The organism is Mesorhizobium sp. M0563, from assembly GCF_040321065.1.
Taxonomy (GTDB): domain Bacteria; phylum Pseudomonadota; class Alphaproteobacteria; order Rhizobiales; family Rhizobiaceae; genus Mesorhizobium.
This window is the reverse complement of the sequence record NZ_JAMYQV010000009.1, coordinates 112626-128097: the sequence shown is the minus strand read 5'-3', so window position 1 is coordinate 128097 and position 15472 is coordinate 112626. Positions and strand designations below refer to the sequence as shown.

The 15472-nt window shown below is 60.9% G+C and carries 14 protein-coding genes, 1 tRNA gene and 1 pseudogene; 6 read left to right on the top strand and 10 right to left on the bottom strand.

Going from position 1 to position 15472, the window contains the following annotated elements; genetic code table 11:
• Nucleotides 1-8: 8 nt before the first annotated feature.
• Nucleotides 9-191 carry a hypothetical protein gene (locus tag NKI50_RS14280; RefSeq protein WP_023719440.1) on the bottom strand — a complete coding sequence of 61 codons (183 nt, stop codon included), beginning with the start codon at nucleotides 189-191 and terminating at the stop codon, nucleotides 9-11.
• 160 nt (nucleotides 192-351) lie between these two features.
• Here NKI50_RS14280 and NKI50_RS14275 point away from each other — a divergent pair.
• A tRNA-Thr gene (locus NKI50_RS14275) sits at nucleotides 352-426 on the top strand.
• A gap of 203 nt (nucleotides 427-629) precedes the next feature.
• A pseudogene (locus NKI50_RS14270) lies at nucleotides 630-894 on the top strand (hypothetical protein).
• A 1370-nt stretch (nucleotides 895-2264) separates the two neighbouring features.
• Here NKI50_RS14270 and NKI50_RS14265 read toward each other — a convergent pair.
• Together NKI50_RS14265 and NKI50_RS14260 are read right to left on the bottom strand one after the other, a co-directional pair.
• Entirely contained in the window at nucleotides 2265-2882 is a 618-nt protein-coding gene (locus tag NKI50_RS14265) for a cupin domain-containing protein (protein WP_352716927.1), read from the bottom strand.
• Between the two features lie 1099 nt (nucleotides 2883-3981).
• Entirely contained in the window at nucleotides 3982-4170 is a 189-nt protein-coding gene (locus NKI50_RS14260) for a hypothetical protein (RefSeq protein ID WP_023719436.1), read from the bottom strand.
• A 136-nt stretch (nucleotides 4171-4306) separates the two neighbouring features.
• Here NKI50_RS14260 and NKI50_RS14255 point away from each other — a divergent pair, with 136 nt between their 5' ends.
• Nucleotides 4307-4858: a group I truncated hemoglobin gene (locus NKI50_RS14255; RefSeq protein ID WP_352716925.1), complete on the top strand. Its 552-nt coding sequence runs from the start codon at nucleotides 4307-4309 to the stop codon at nucleotides 4856-4858.
• 127 nt (nucleotides 4859-4985) lie between these two features.
• Here NKI50_RS14255 and NKI50_RS14250 read toward each other — a convergent pair whose 3' ends face one another.
• The 7 genes from NKI50_RS14250 to NKI50_RS14220 all read right to left on the bottom strand — a co-directional run bounded on the left by NKI50_RS14250 (nucleotide 4986) and on the right by NKI50_RS14220 (nucleotide 10675).
• Complete coding sequence (locus NKI50_RS14250; protein WP_352547875.1) at nucleotides 4986-5837, bottom strand: transglutaminase-like domain-containing protein; 852 nt, start codon at nucleotides 5835-5837, stop codon at nucleotides 4986-4988.
• Nucleotides 5838-5925: 88 nt separating this feature from the next.
• Nucleotides 5926-6807, bottom strand: a complete 882-nt coding sequence (locus NKI50_RS14245) for a transglutaminase family protein (protein WP_352716923.1) — start codon at nucleotides 6805-6807, stop codon at nucleotides 5926-5928.
• A 73-nt stretch (nucleotides 6808-6880) separates the two neighbouring features.
• Nucleotides 6881-7474 carry an SOS response-associated peptidase gene (locus NKI50_RS14240; protein ID WP_352547873.1) on the bottom strand — a complete coding sequence of 198 codons (594 nt, stop codon included), beginning with the start codon at nucleotides 7472-7474 and terminating at the stop codon, nucleotides 6881-6883.
• 79 nt (nucleotides 7475-7553) lie between these two features.
• Complete coding sequence (locus NKI50_RS14235; RefSeq protein WP_023719431.1) at nucleotides 7554-7811, bottom strand: hypothetical protein; 258 nt, start codon at nucleotides 7809-7811, stop codon at nucleotides 7554-7556.
• A gap of 278 nt (nucleotides 7812-8089) precedes the next feature.
• A complete protein-coding gene (locus NKI50_RS14230; RefSeq protein WP_352716920.1) occupies nucleotides 8090-8632 on the bottom strand; it encodes a hypothetical protein in 543 nt (180 codons plus the stop codon).
• A gap of 366 nt (nucleotides 8633-8998) precedes the next feature.
• Nucleotides 8999-9199: a CsbD family protein gene (locus NKI50_RS14225; RefSeq protein ID WP_023719429.1), complete on the bottom strand. Its 201-nt coding sequence runs from the start codon at nucleotides 9197-9199 to the stop codon at nucleotides 8999-9001.
• Between the two features lie 192 nt (nucleotides 9200-9391).
• Nucleotides 9392-10675 (bottom strand): ROK family transcriptional regulator, encoded by a 1284-nt coding sequence (locus tag NKI50_RS14220; RefSeq protein WP_352482410.1) that lies wholly within the window; start codon nucleotides 10673-10675, stop codon nucleotides 9392-9394.
• Between the two features lie 193 nt (nucleotides 10676-10868).
• On the opposite strand from NKI50_RS14220, the gene NKI50_RS14215 reads away from it, so the two are divergent.
• Genes NKI50_RS14215 through NKI50_RS14205 form a run of 3 tightly spaced genes read left to right on the top strand, consistent with a single transcriptional unit; the run spans nucleotide 10869 to nucleotide 15461 of the window.
• Nucleotides 10869-13427 carry an ATP-binding cassette domain-containing protein gene (locus NKI50_RS14215; RefSeq protein ID WP_502900365.1) on the top strand — a complete coding sequence of 853 codons (2559 nt, stop codon included), beginning with the start codon at nucleotides 10869-10871 and terminating at the stop codon, nucleotides 13425-13427.
• Nucleotides 13424-14413: an ABC transporter permease gene (locus NKI50_RS14210; RefSeq protein WP_352716916.1), complete on the top strand. Its 990-nt coding sequence runs from the start codon at nucleotides 13424-13426 to the stop codon at nucleotides 14411-14413. Before NKI50_RS14215 ends, NKI50_RS14210 begins: the two co-directional genes overlap by 4 nt.
• A gap of 46 nt (nucleotides 14414-14459) precedes the next feature.
• Nucleotides 14460-15461 carry a rhamnose ABC transporter substrate-binding protein gene (locus NKI50_RS14205; protein ID WP_352508640.1) on the top strand — a complete coding sequence of 334 codons (1002 nt, stop codon included), beginning with the start codon at nucleotides 14460-14462 and terminating at the stop codon, nucleotides 15459-15461.
• The last annotated feature ends 11 nt before the right edge of the window (nucleotides 15462-15472 follow it).

Below are 15472 nucleotides of genomic sequence, written 5' to 3'. Positions count from 1 at the left end.
GATTCGCGTTAATCCTTCTGCTTTGCCGCCTGCAGCCCGTCCGGCCGCTGGTCGGCCCCGCCGGTTCGCCGTGAGCGCGATTGCGCCTTGCGCTTCTGCAGATTGGCACGCAACTGCTCGGCCAGCCGGTCCTTCCGGCCAGCCTTTTTTGGTAGACCATCCTTGTTCGGAGAAATTGTCTTGTCGTTCATCGTCCCGTCCCCGGCCGGCGACCCGCCGGTGCGGATCAAGGGATAGCCAACATTGTGGCATGGCCATGTCCGGAACAATCGCCTGGTGCGGCCTTTCAACCCGTCTTTGTCTTGGCCTTGCGCTTGCCGGTTCGATATGGCAGAAGCCCCGCCATCGGCGGCTGCGGTAGCTCAGTGGTAGAGCACTCCCTTGGTAAGGGAGAGGTCGAGAGTTCAATCCTCTCTCGCAGCACCAGATCGTTTTCGCTAGCGCACCTTCCAAGGCCGCTTGACCTGCTCGATGATGATTGTGCACGGTTGGCGAGGTTGCCGAAAAATAGGCGCCCCGCGACCTGCCGAGTGCCACGCGCGCAGGCTTGTCAAAAATGATGGTCTTGCACGCTCACCTCCCGAGTCTCGAACGCGACTCAATCCTCTGTGATGTGATAGCTTACCGCCATGTCGGATCATATTCTGCCTGGCCAGAAGCAGCCCAAGCTGATCGTCGTCGTGGCGTTCGAATCGTGGCGAGGATGGCGAACTGTTTCCCACCTTTGGTCCGGCCGATCAGCAAAGCGAGGAACGCGCCATCCGCACCGCTAAGACGCTCGCAGGGAAGCACGTTGGCGTAATCGCATGGAGCCGTGACGCGAACCCGGCGCTTGGTGACTACGGCCCGCCGACCGTGCTATTCACCAGCGGTGACGTGCCGGATATGGAGTAAATTCAGTCGGGGTCTATCTCACGGTGCTCGATGGGACGTGCTTTACAAGGATGATGAGCCTTTTTGCTCGATTCATCCTCGCCCTTTCAGTCTGCTTGATCTGTCTGCCTTTGGGATCCAAAGCGGCTCCAGGCTCCACAGCATCCCGCGATGTGCAGGAGGCCGAGGCGTGCAGTCCTCTAAACAAAGCCAACGAAAGAGTATTAAGGACGCCCGCTATTCAGGTTACGGACCACTTAATTAGGTATGGTGACCAACCTGGGTTTCTGCATCAAGAAGAGATCTACATAGGCGATATGGTATACTCACGACGCCAGCCTTTTGGGCGCTGGATCGCGACGGCACGTCCTCCGGGCAGCGACTTGAATCCGGACGGGACGCCGATAAACCGAACTTGCAGCCGCGTCGGTGAAGAGAAGTTGGACGGCATAAATACCGTGGTCATCAGATATGATAAAATGATCAACGACCAACACCGGTCGTACCGCTGCACCACTTGGCTTGAAACTCCAAAATACAGACCCCTAAAGATGGTGTGTAAAGGACCCTTTGAGTGGACAAGATATTGGTTCTACCGGACCGACATTAAGCCGCCGATGCCACCACCGAAGTGAGCGCCTCTCGCCGTTTCACCTCTCAAGTTCCGTTCATGCCGCATCATCGCATCCGCGATGACCTCGCGGTGGCGTGTATAGATGCCGGGGCTCGACACAATTGATGCAGGCGTGCCGAAGACGCACGGTTGATCGTTCCAAGCGATTGTGGCGGGACGGTCCATGTGCCAATTAATTGCGGTACACTGACGTGCCCGATTTGGAGAGCCTCATTTGAAATGCGCCGGCAAATTGATCGTCGCAACAGCACTGCTGATTGCTGGCTGTCAAAGCGATGGTAGAACCCAGTTTGAAGCAGGCAGAGCGAAACTGCAGAGTCCGGAACAGAGGCGCGCTGCAATTCAGCACTGCCTCAAAGGCGTAACATCGAAAAAGAGATGGGTTCGAGGACGACCTCCTCCCGGAGGCGTGAAGTGGTGCACCGACTTTGTCAATGCTTGGGCCACCGGCCGCTGGACCTATAACGACTATCGCAACGGAACTCCGAAGACCGGCTATGACTACAGAAGAGACAAGATCGTGAAACTTCCCGCCCCATGAAGGCCTGGACCGTCGTTGTCAGGCCTCGCTGGAAATATGAGCCCCGAGCGGGAAATGGACGGCTATGCAGGTCAGGCGAACCCAATCCGATGGCGTTGGGGTCAAAACCCAACACGCTGAACGACCCGAGTTCGACCCAGGGCAGACATTCACAGCTCGTTGACCGACTGTCTGCAACAGGTGGAGAGCGGAAGTACCACCCCGGGAAATGTCGCCTCAGTCGAGGCTGGCCGGCGACGAGAACGGCTGCTTGGCGTCGACCACGAAGATGGCCAGCTCATCGAGATCGGTTGTGCCGGCGCTGAACACCTCCATCGGCGTGTTGGCCCCGTGTCCGATCATGGCTGTGCCAGCTTCAGCATAGGTCGCTCCGTGGGGCGTCCTCTGGCCGACCTTGCCGGCCAGCACATAGAAGGCCTCCGGTCCCGGATGCGTATGGATCTTCGTCTTGACGCCGGGCGCTCCACCGGCGCGGTTGACGCGCAGCAAATACTCGCTTGCACTGATCGGAGGGATCGGTCCGATCTCGATGACCTTGGTTCCGCCGGTTGTCGAGCCATCCTTCGGTCCAAGCGTGAACAGCCAGACCTTGCCTGCGATCTCCGCCGCAAGCGAGGTCGGGCCCGCCGCGCTTTGGGCCTGCGCCAGCGTTGGCAGATTATCCAGCCGCCAGTACAACGGTCCGGAGGGCAGTTCCGTCACCTTTTTCTCAACCACCGGCTCGACGGCGAATTTGCTGTCTGCGGGCATTGAGACTGACGTCATCAGCCCGAAAGCACACACCGAGAATATAAGCAGGCTAATACGGCGGGCGCTGAGGGAATGCGGCTTCATGGTTGGTCCTCCCTTTTCATGGTCGCCCCCTCGACCCAATATTAGCTATTAGCATATGTACCGCCTTACGGCGCGGACCAATTTCGGGCCACCCTAGTGCGCCTGCCGCCAAAGAAGACTGTTCATGATGCCAAACCGTCTCGGGAGAGTTTTCAAGTATTGGAACTAGGTCGTCGCGGTGGCATTGGCTGCGATGACGAGTGCCAGCAGCGAAACGCGTGGCTCCTCCGCGTCGTCAAATGGGTAGCCGGCCCCGTTTATGGTTCGAAGCGGTCTTGCCCCCAGGCTACTGTGTCTGACGTGAGTCCAACGGTCCAGCCGTCCAAAATCGGTCCGCGCATGGTAGCCAGAGCCGTTCAGGCGGGCGCTCGAAAATGTCTGAGATGCCAAGGTCGGCGCACAGCTCCGTTCGCATGCGCCATGATGCGTGCGGGGAAAGGCTTCTGGTCTGCCCCTGCTGCAGGCGGCTTAGCAAAGCTTGCAGCCGGGAACAACCACTCAACGACTCGCGTTTCTTGCCAGGGCCCGCTTCTTTTGCAACAGGGCGGCGGGCGTCGAAGGCTCGCAAATGTCGCGCCGGCGTTTCAATAGCACTCGCCTCAGCCCTCACGATTTGGCTATTTGTGAACGCGTGTTTGATCAGGTTTGCGCAGATGAACACATTGACCTTTTAAGCCTGGATGCCGAAGCCTTAGCGGTGATGATTGTCGCAATCTTCCGAAACTTGACTACCAATGAGCGCGAACTGCTGGAGGAAGTTAGGTCTCTTCGTCGCTCAAAAGGCACAGAGAAGGCGCACTAGCTTTGCGGCGTTCCGAGGTGAATTGGTCTAATCCCGCTTTGGCACAGCCGTTTGGCATCTGAATTGCCCATTGAGAATCGCCAGAGTGTAGCCACCGAGCTTGCGAAGGGGATGGAAATGGGCTTAGCCAAAGACTTATCGGATGTCGCGCTCACATTCGAATGTCCGGATTGCTCGCATCCGGCGGTAAGAAAGGGCTCTGCACTAAGAACAATCGCGCACTTCAAATGCGACGGGTGCAACGCAAAGGTGCGGATCACCTATCCGCAGAAGCTAGCGATCTTTGAAAAGCACAGGCTATTGGCCGCAGGCGACCGCCGCCAGCGAGGCCAGGAACACTACGGTGCCCGCAACATCGATCGGGCCGCCGATGCGGCCGAAGTGGCTTCGCGACCTCTGCCGCGTGCAGCGACGCGTGCTTAAGCCTTCCTCATCCGCGCGGCCTTCGCCCTTTTTACGCATGTTGACCGTGAGAATGCCGTCCATCGGAATAATTCGGGCGAAGGGCTCGTTAGTTCCTTAGACGATGCTAAAATATGACAAAGTGTGTCCGAATGTCACTTCATGAAGCCCGCCAGACAGGCTGCGGCTTGCTCTGGCCTAACCTCGAAGGGAACCAGGGATGAAAACGGCCGTTTCGACCTCTTTGACAAGACGAAGTGTTGTTGCCGCGCTGGCGCTGGCCGCCGCGTCGACGGCGGTATTGCCTGCCGACAACGCACTCGCCCAGGCCAAGAAAACCACAGCTGAAGAAAGTCTGTATGAGAGGCTGGGGGGTGTGTTCGCCATCGCAGCGGTGATCGATCATTTCAGCGACGCCGTCGTGAAGAACCCGATCGTCGGCAAGAAGTCGAAGAACCCACAATTGCGCAAATGGCACACCAAGAACCTTGAAAGGTTGCCCGGCCTCAAGTTCATGCGCACGCTGTGGGTCTGCGACGTTTCTGGTGGGCCCTTCAAGTTCGTCGCCACCAAGCCCGGCACGACGCCGCTCGGCCTCGAGGAGGCGCATCGCGACCTGCGGATTTCCCCTGCGGAATTCGATGAGGTCGCAGCGGAACTCGGGCGGACCCTGGATCATTTCAAGATTCCGAAGCCTGAGAAAACCGAAGTCTTGGAAGCTTTCGCCGCCCACAAAGACGAGGTCACCGCCGGCAACGTCAAGCGGGGCTGAAGCGCTTATATCGTGCGGGCGGATGCATTCGCATGGCGCCAGCGTCGCCCTGAATGCAGCGCGGCCCTGACCTCGAGATCAGATGGGCCTCGGGACATCGTCGACCCACCTCTACGAACCTTGCAGCTCAAGGTGAGAACGCGGAATTTTCGACAGACGCCAGGGAAGGTTCGGCCTGGACCTCCTCCGTCACGACTTCGAAGCGGGTAAGCCGCGAAAAACCGAAACTGGTTGAGATGGCGACGTCGGTCGCGTCGCGCCCGGTTGCCATCAATATCCGCCCGATGCGCGGGCGGTTGTGGCGAGGATCGAATGTGAACCAGGTGCCGGCGAGATAGGCCTGGAACCAGGCGCTGAAATCCATCGGATACGGCGCCGGGGGTACCCCGATGTCACCGAGATAGCCGGTGCAGTACCGCGCGGGAATATTCATGCAACGGCATAGCGCGATCGCCAAATGGGTAAAGTCACGACAAACGCCGGCCTGGTCGGTGAAGCTGTCGTGAGCCGTCCGCAGCGGGTCGGCTTTCTGGTAGTCGAAGACGATGTGATTGTGAACGAAATCGCAGATCGCCTGGACACGCGCGCATCCAGGCGCGGTATTGCCGAATTTCGCCCAGGCAAAATCTCCAAGACGATCGGTATCGCAGTAGCGGCTGCCGAGAAGAAAGACGAGCACTTCGTCCGGCAGGTCCTTGATCTTGTGCTGCACAGCCTGCTCGGCGACCGCATCGGGCTCGCCGCTGTCGTAGATATCGAAGGTGGTTGAGATCGTCGTCAGGCCCGAGGGCGCCTCGATCCTCGTGCAGGCGTTGCCGAAACCGTCGACGTAGCCGCGTGCTTCGACGGGACGATCGAAATCGATGACCTGTTCCGTCAACAGATCGACCCGGCGCGATGGATGGATTTCGAGCGCCAACAGCATCGGCGTTGGCTGCGGACATTCGTAGGTGAGGGTGTAACCTGCGCGGATCCGCATCGACGCTCCGATTGTTGTCATTCAGCAACCGGGCAAACTCCGCGTCGGCCAAACAGTTCCGGGAAAACATCAGCGGATGCTAATTTTCCTACGCACCGATCTCCTTCGCCACATTCACCTCGACGGTCATTGCAAGAAAGCTCGACGCGCTTCCCGAATAACTCCCGGAAAGCGGAATGGCTTGACGAGGATGCCGGGCCACGGCCACCCTGATCAAATCCCGATTGCCGACAATGCCATTGGTGGGGTCGAACTCGACCCAGCCGGCACCCGGCAGGTAGACCTGGCACCAGGCATGCGTCGACCCGCCGCCAAGAACCGTCGCGCTGTCGCGGCTCGGCACATAGACGTAACCAGTCACAAAACGGGCGGCAAAGCCGAGCGAACGAACCGCCTCCATCATGAACAGCGCAAAGTCCCGGCATGTGCCGCGACGCAGGTGCAACGTCATCAGCGGCGGCTGCGTCCCTGGCTCGCTTCGACGGGAATACACAAAGCTCTCGTGGACGGCATAGCAAAGCGTCATCAACAGATTGCCGGTCCCGGTGTGCCCTGCGGCACTGAGGAACTGTCGTGCCCACTTGCCAACCTCGTCACTGTCATCCTCGTATTGACGTTCCATCGTCTGGGAGAGATCTGCGGCTTCGTCGGGATCGTAGGAAAACGGATAGTGAAGCGCAGCTTCGTCGATACGGAAATCGGGCGCATGCTGCGGCGTGTGGTCCAGCCGAATGTCTGTCGCAAAGCGCAGTTCTTTCGCGGGATTCTCGAAATCGATCACCGCCACGCAGTTTCCGAAAACGTCATGGATCCAGCGACCCTCTTTCGGCTCGGGATCGACAGACAAGGCGTGGTCCAGGAGTCTTTGATCGAAGCTGTCGCGCGGTCTGAACATCAGCCGATGCTCGCCGAACCTCACCGGCCGGCTATAGCGATAGACCGTCGTATGCTGGACTGAGAAGATCGGCATCAGTTTTGGTCGACAAGTTTACCTGCGATGTTGGCGCAATCATATAATCTTTTCCACGCTCATTCGATGGTTCCTACTCGGAACCTGCGCGAACTGTTTCCGCTCTGAGCGACCCTTCCGGCAGCGGCCGCATGAGTTCAGCCTCGGACTTCGTCAGATGGATCCATGCCGCCCAGTCCGATGGCCGCAGCACAACCACTTGCCGATTGTGATATGGCGCGACATCCGGGCTTGGATCGGTCGTCAGCATCGTGAACGTCGGCGGCTTGTTGCCGACAGCCTGGCGCCAAAGCCCGGCAATCGCCATGAACGGATGGCCATTCAGCGTGAACCTGTGCTTGGCTTTCGGATATTTCGTTCCCGTGAATTCGAAGAATGCCGACGCCGGGACAAGGCAGCGTTTGCTGTTGCCGAACTGCCGGCCCTCCGAGCGAAAGTTGAATACAGGTCCGCCTTTTGGTCCGGCCGGAGGAAAGCCGAACGTCATCGACGCCAGTTCGATTGTGTTGCCGGCAGCCCGCATTACAGGCGCGGGGTCGTTGATGTGGATGTCATCCGCCTGCGGCAGATTCAGTTCGGTTTGATGGCTGGGAATATTGAGCGTCAGCAAAGCCATCATCCGGCAATACTCGGCCCAGGCGATGTGCTGCTCGTAGTCATTGCACATTAATATGGCTCCGGACGCTCGATCGAGATCAGTTTCAATATAGCGTTATCGGTTCGCGCCGATTGCTGCCGGACTTGCCCTATTTGGGCCGGCGTGCGGCGGCGATGGCCTGCAACAGATTGATGCTGTTCATGTCGGGTTCGCTGGATGCGGCAACGGCAAGTGCGGCGGCCTCGGCTATTTTCGCGACGTCGTCGCTGCTGATTGTTCCGCGCTTTTCCAGCAGATTTATAAGTTCGACAACGAGAAGAAAGGCGTTCACGCCATATCGTTCGGCTTTGAGCTCGAACTCGCCTCGAGCCAATCTCTCCGCGTCTCCTTCAGCCCGTTTGTCCATCTCGGCGTCCTCTCCTATGGCGACAAGCTGTGAACGCTTAGCACGAATGGTTTAATCCTTCGAACTGGCCGCACCTTTCGCCAGTTGCCGATTGCCGGAGCTTGGCACCGTGTCGCCGGCGGCAAGGGCACGGCTTCAGCCAAGGATGAGACCTGCCAATAGAACCGTAAGGATAAGGGACAGCACGACGGCAAGCAGCCCGCATGCCTCCAAGGTGTTGGTTTGCCAAACTTTCGTCGGGCGCCTCCGGTTTGAATTCCCATTTCGCGAAACAAACTTCATCGGGCACCAGATTGGACGCGGAGCCGGCTTGAATTTGTGTAAGCGCTCGTCTTCATCTGTCCGGAACGGCAGATGCGCCGCGGCATCTCCACGGAACTCCGAAGCACTGCCTGCGCGGCGCCGGCCTGCTTTTCATCGACGCGGGCCATCACCAGAACGACACCCTCTGCGATCTTCGGCTTGCCCGGCTTCTGGGCAAAATTGGCGAAGGTTCCGAGAAGCCCGCCGCCAAAGCCGCCCCACGCCGCACCGACCAGAGCCATGCCGGTCATCCCCGCGGGATCAATGCCCTGAGCTCCAAAAGCGCTAAAACCGGCCAGCAGACCAGCCGTCGCGCCAAGTGCGGCGCCTGCGCCCGCACCTCGCCAGAGAGCGCTCATCTCATCGTTGTAATATCCAGCAACGCTGATCGGTTCATCGTTGTCATTGTAAGATCCGACCACGCTGATCTGCCGGCGACGAATCCCGGCGGCCTGAAGCCTGGCAACAGCACGTGCTGCCTGGGCATGGGAATCGAATAGTCGGCTGATCGTTTGCATTTACGCCCAAACCCGACGCTCGTTCGGAGCGTCGGGCTTCTCCTCTCTGGCTTGAACTCTTCCGCCCAGACGCATCTTGGTCGCGCCAAAGCTCACTACAACGTGAGCCAGCCGGCTACGTTCCTCAGCCGGGGCTTCGGTCCATTTCTGGAGGGTATTGCTTAGGACCTAAGTCTGACCTGCCTGGGCGCAGTGAGGCCACGCCGAGCGAGGGGAGCGGCTGTCCGCCACGCAAGTAGAACATTAGATACGGCTAAAGATTCCTCGCGGGCCTCGCTGTCGAAGAGCCCACCGCACCAGTCGGCACGGCGGGCGACGCAGAGTCTACCCCGGTGGTGGGATAGCAGACGGCGGTGCGTCCAAGGCTCAGCTGATGCTTCTGGACCAGTTATCTACCTGGCGCTCTGCCTCTTCCTTGGCGATGCCATATCGCTCCTGGATACGTCCCAAGAGCTGGTCTCGGTTGCCCTCGATCCGATCAAGATCATCGTCGGTGAGGTCACCCCACTGCTCTTTCGCCTTGCCTTTGAACTGCGTCCATTTTCCCTTGATTTGATCCCAGTTCATATGCTCCTCCTTGCTTCCTGGGCCCGCACTGAAGCGGAGCGCGGACCGATCGGCATTTCAATGTCGGTGACGAATGAAGATCAGCGGCCGCTAAAAGTTCCGGTGCCGGCGCAAAAAGCCCGCCGTGCCCGTGCCGGACTGCGAGCTGATGTTGATGATGCCCGGAGCTTGATGCTCTCTCGCAGCGCCATCCTATCCCGTTGAAGTCGCCGAGCTTCTCGCTGGTTGGCTTTGGCTGGCAAGCCTCGAAAGGCTACCCAGCAGCATTGTTCTGTCCTTGCCGATCATCAGCACGCCGCTGTCGGGCGCCAACAGTGCCGAGAACGGCAGCATCGCCGCGCCGATCGGCGAGGCCTCGGGGCCGAATTGCCCAGATACGATTTCCGGCGCCACGATGCCGATGGCGCTGATCCTGTTGAACTGGGTCTGCACCTTTGCCAGCAGCTCGAGATGGATCGGCCGCGGCAGGATGCTGTCGAGGACGATCGCTTCGATGTCGATGACGGAGGTGATGGCGATGATCGCCTCGACCAGCGCATTGGCACAATCGTCGATCCATTCGGACAGCGGCTCGCGCGCCCCCGGCGGCAAGGGGTCGAGTTCGCGCACGCGATTGATCTCGATGCCGCGCGATTTGAGATGATTGACCAGCACATAGATCGAAGCGCGATGCAGCAGGCTCTGGTAGCGCGCCGGCTTGGCCGCCACCGAATCGAGGCTTGAAGGCGAGACCGGCAAAGGACCGAGCGCGGCGCTGTTGCCGTGCGGACCGGTATGGACCTTGCCGCCTTGCACCAATCCGCCGCCGACAAAGGTGTCGATCGAAATATGCATGAAGTCGCGGAACCGCGCGCCGGTCCCCTGGATGAGTTCGGCGAGTGCGGCCGATGACGCGTCGTTTTCCACGAAGACCGGGGTCTTCGGTTTTGTGGCGAAGAATGTCGTCAGATCGATTGCTTCCCAGCGGCTACCGAGGTCATCGGGAAAGCCGAGTTCCTCGCTCCAGCCGCCGAGGAAATATGGCGAAGCGATGCCGACACCGACGATGCTGGCATCGCCAAGCCCCTCGACCAGCTTGTCGAAATTGGCCAGCGACATGTTGCCGGCCTTGAGCACCAGATCGGGGTCCGGAAAGCGATATTCGTGCGACTCGCGGGAGCGGACCTCGCCGGCGAAGTCGACGAGCACGGCTTCCAGCGCGCGCCGGCCGATCTTGATGCCGGCGCTGTAGATGCGCTCCGGTGTAAGCCGGTAGAGGGTGGACGGCGATCCGCGTTGCCCGAACCTTTTTCCCACTTGCTTTACGAATCCGGACGACTCCAGCCCGTCGACAATGGTGGCGACCGCGGCCGGCGTCAGATTTGCGGCGCGCGCCAGATCGGACTTGGATGCCTCCTTCAGACGGCGGATGGCATCAAGCACGAAGCGCTCGTTGTAATGCCGAACCTTGACCGAATTGCTGCCTTTTCCGGACAAAACCGGCGCCTCCCCATTCATTCTCGCGGAGCCACTCTGGCCGCCTGCAGCTTTTAGGCTGCTGGGTCGAGCACTCCAGCTGCACCCGTGCGCGACGCGACAGTGCCCTTCGGGGTCATGGAAGTCAATTTTCCAGTTGCGGCGTCAAACCATTTAATATAGCAAATTGAAAAAACAGGACCAGGGAGGAAGGGTGCTGCACTTGGGCGCATTAGGCGAAGCCGATGCCGTGGTGAAGAGCGACGTGGCTGTCCCCGTTGCCCTGGTTCAGGCGACAAAGGCCTTCGGCGGCACGATTGCCCTCAAGGACGCGTCCTTCGAATTGCGCTCAGGCGAGGTGCTGGCTCTGCTTGGCGAAAACGGTGCCGGCAAGAGCACCTGCGTGAAGCTGCTGGCCGGCGTGTACCTCCCTACCGGCGGCCATATCGAAGTCGACGGCAAGCCTGTGGTCTTCCATTCGCCGCACGATGCCCAGGCTGCCGGCATCTCGGTCATGCACCAGCACCCCGGTCTTTTCCCGGATCTTTCGGTGGCGGAGAACATCTATCTCGGCCATATACCGCGCGACCGCTTCGGCGGCATCGACAACGCCGCCATGCTTGCCGGTGCGCGTAAGGTGCTGGCGACAGTCGGCCTCGACGTGCCGGCCGAAACCCGGCTCGGGATGTTGCGCACCTCTGAACAGCAACTGGTCGAGATCGCCCGCGCCCTGTCGCTCGACGCGCGGGTGCTGATCATGGACGAGCCGACGGCCGCCCTGTCGCAGCGCGAGGTCGAGCGGCTGTTCACCGTCGTTGCCGACCTGCGGCTGCATGGCGTGGCGATGATGTTCGTCGGCCACCGCATGGACGAGATCTTCCGCATCGCCGACCGCATCGCGGTGCTGCGCGACGGGCGCCTCATTGGCGTCAAGCCGAAGGCCGAGCTTGGCCGCGCCGCCGCCATCGGCATGATGGTCGGCCGCGAGGTGACCGACCTCTATCCGCAACGAAACCACGCAACCGGCGCGCTGGTGCTGGAGGCGAGGGGGCTTTCGCACGCCGGCGGCTTTTCCAACATCGACCTCAAGCTCCACGCCGGAGAGGTGCTCGGGCTCGGCGGCCTGGTCGGCAGCGGGCGGACCGAGATCGCGCGCGTGCTGTTCGGAATCGACCAGCCCGATGCCGGCGAAATCCTGATCGACGGCGAGGCTGTGCGCTTCGCATCGGCACGCGACGCCATGGATGCGCGCATCGCCTATGTCTCGGAAGACCGCATGGGCCAGAGCCTGGTGATGGATTTTTCCATCCTCGACAACGCGGTGCTGCCCGTCCTCGACAAGGCAGCCCGCTCCGGCTTCTACCGCACGGACCGCGCGATCGATCTGGTTTCGGACTGGCTGAAGCGCATGAAGCTTCGCTTTTCCGGCTACGCGCAGCCGGTGAAGGAACTGTCCGGCGGCAACCAGCAGAAGGTGGTGTTGGCCAAATGGCTGCGCACCGAACCGCGCGTCCTCATCCTCGACGAGCCGACACAAGGCATCGACGTCGGCACCAAGGCGGAAGTGCATGCGATGATCGCCGACCTTGCCGCGCAGGGCATGGCCATCATCCTGATCTCCTCCGAACTGCCCGAGCTCATCGGCATGTGCGACCGCATCATCGTTCTGCGCGAAGGCCATCGGACGGCCGAATTCAGCAGGGGCGAAGCTACTCAGGAAAAGGTGCTGGAAGCAGCGACGAAGGCCGGCGAAAGCGCCGATGCGGCGGCACAGGCCGCCGGCGAGGAGAAGAGAAAAGGACCGCTCGACATACTGAAACGGCGGGAGTTCGGTCTGCTCGCCGCGATGCTGGCGGTCGCCATCCCGGTCACCATCATCAACCCGCGCATGGTGAGCGCGGCAAACTTGACCGCAGTGTCGATGGATGCCGCGCTGCTCGTGGTTGCAGCGCTCGCTCAGATGCTGGTGCTGATCACCCGCAACATCGACCTTTCGATCGCCGCGGTGATCGGCTTGTCGGCTTACATGGCGGCGAGCATGGTCCAGGCCTATCCAGGGCTCGACATCGGCATCGGCCTGATGACCGCATGCGCGGTCGGTGGTGTCGCTGGCCTGATCAACGGCCTTGTCGTTACCAGGGGAAAGATCCCGGCGATCGTCGTCACGCTGGCCTCGATGTCGATCTTCCGCGGCTTCAACTCGATCTGGGCAGCCGGCGACCAGATCAGCGCCGACGAAGTCACGCAAGCCTGGCTCGACATGACCGGCCTGAAGATCGCCGGCGTGCCGCTGATCGTCATTATCGCGATCGTCATCCTGTGCCTGGGTTATGTGCTGCTCTATCGCACCGCCATCGGGCGCGAACTGTTTGCCGCCGGCTCCAATCCCGACGGCGCACGTCTTATCGGCATCCCCGTCGACCGGCGGATTCTGCTGGCCTTTGGCATGGCCGGCCTGCTCGGCGGCCTGTGCGGTGCGCTGTGGGCATCCCGCTATGCGACCATCGATGCCCGCGTCGCGCTCGGTTTCGAACTCACCGTGATCGCGTCGGCGGTGGTCGGCGGCGTCGCCATCCGCGGTGGTTCGGGCACGCTGCTCGGCATCATCCTCGGCGCGCTCACGCTGCTCGTCATCAAGAACGGGCTGACGCTGGTGCGCGTCGACCCGCTGTGGCTGCAGGGCGTCTACGGCCTGGTGATCCTGGTCGCCATCGGCATCGACACCTTCATCGTGCGGCGTGCCGAGCAGGCAAGACAGGCGAGGGCGCGGTGAGAAAGTTCCTCCGTTCGATCGACTTCTGGGATCTGCTGCTGGCGACCTCCTGCGTGGCCATCTTCCTCTACGCGGCGATCGTCGTGCCGAATTTCGTCTCCGGCTTCAATCTCTCGCAACTGGCCGCCAGCGCCTCGGAAAAGGCGCTGCTGATCCTGCCGATGACGCTGCTCATCATCACCCGCGAAATCGACCTGTCGATCGCCTCGGTGCTGGCGCTGACGTCCGTCGTCTTTGGCTTGCTGGTACAGGCCGGCGTGCCAACGCTTGCCGCAATCCCGCTGACGCTCGTCGCCGGCGGCCTGCTCGGCGCTTTCAACGGCTACCTGGTCTCGGGCCTTGGACTGCAGTCGCTGGTGGTGACGCTCGGCACGATGGCGCTCTATCGAGGTATTGGCTACATCCTGCTCGGCACCGGTTCGGTCAACATCCTGCCGCCCGCGGTCGTGGATTTCGGCATCAACAATCTGCCGGGCACCGAGATACCGTGGACCATCGTCCCCTTCCTGGCGCTGGCGCCGGTGTTTGCGGTCGTGCTGCAGAAGACGCCGACCGGCAAGCGCATCTACGCGCTCGGCGGCAGCCCCGAGGTGGCGCGCTATTCCGGCATAAACACGCGCCGGATGGTGCTGAACCTGTTCGTCGTCTCGGGCGTCGTCGCGGCGATAGCCGGCATCGTCTATACTGCGCGCCTTTCCAATGCCCGCGCCAACAATGCGCTCGGCATGGAGCTCGACGTCATCACCATCGTGCTGCTCGGCGGCGTCAGCGTCTTTGGCGGCAAGGGCCGCCTGACCGGCGTCATGCTGGCGTTGGTCCTGATCGCCATCATCCGTAACGTGCTGGCGCTGAACCAGATCGGCGGCGACGCGCAGGGCATGATCATTGGCCTGCTTCTGATCGGCTCGCTGCTGGTCGGCAATTACTGGCGCTCCACACAGGAGCTGCTCAGCAGATCCCGCGCAATGCGCGAGACAAAGGGGTGATCTCGGGCCCCTTCCTTTAAGCCCGAATTTTGACGGAGGAGTCACAATGAAAGCGTTTAGATTAGCCCTGCTCGCATCCGCGGTTCTGCTCGCGCCAACCTCGCTGGCGTTCAGCCAGGAATGCGCCAAGGAACCCGTAACGGTCGGTTTCCTGCCCAAGCTCGACACCGACCCCTACTTCAAAGTGGCCTTTGGAGGCGCACAAGAGGCAGCCAAGGAAATTGGCGGCACCGCTACGCAGGTCGCCCCATCGCAGGCGACTGCCGAGGCGCAGATCGAATTCATCAACAGCCTCGTGTCGCAGAAGGTTGGGGTCATCGCAATTGCTGGCAACGACGCCAATGCCGTCGCGCCTGCGCTGAAGCGCGCCGTTCAGCAGGGCGTCAGGGTGATTTCGTATGACTCCGATGTGGCCGCCGATGCCCGCGCGGTGTTTGTAAATCAGGTGAAGGGCGACAGTCTCGCCGAGATGATGCTGGAAAGTGCATTCGCCCTCAGCGGCGGTGAAGGCGAATTCGCGATCCTGTCGTCGACGCCGACGGCGACCAACCAGAACGCCTGGATCGACTTCATGAAGGCGAAGATGGCTGCCGAGCCGAAGTTCTCCAAAATGAAGCTGGTGCAGGTGGCCTATGGCGAAGAAAGTGAACAGATCAACCAGCAGCAGGCGTTGGCGCTGGTCCAGGCGTTTCCCGATCTCAAGGTGATCATCGTCCCGGCAGGCATCGGCCTTCCGGCGGCCGCGCGTGCGCTCGAGGAGGCGGGCATGATCGGCAAGGTCAAGCTGACCGGCCTCGCGCCGGCTACTCTGATCTCGAAATACATCAAGGACGGGGCGGCCCAGGATATCTGGTGGAACGTCACCGATCTTGGCTATCTTACCTACCAGACGGCCCAGGCGCTTGCGCAGTGCAAGATCACCGGAAAGGAGGGTGAGAAGTTCACGGCAGGCAGGCTCGGCGAATACACGATTGGCGCCGGCGGCGAACTGATCCTTGGTCCAGCCAAGATCGTGACCCCCGAAAATCTGGCCGAGTTCAAGTTCTGATCCTTTGGAGT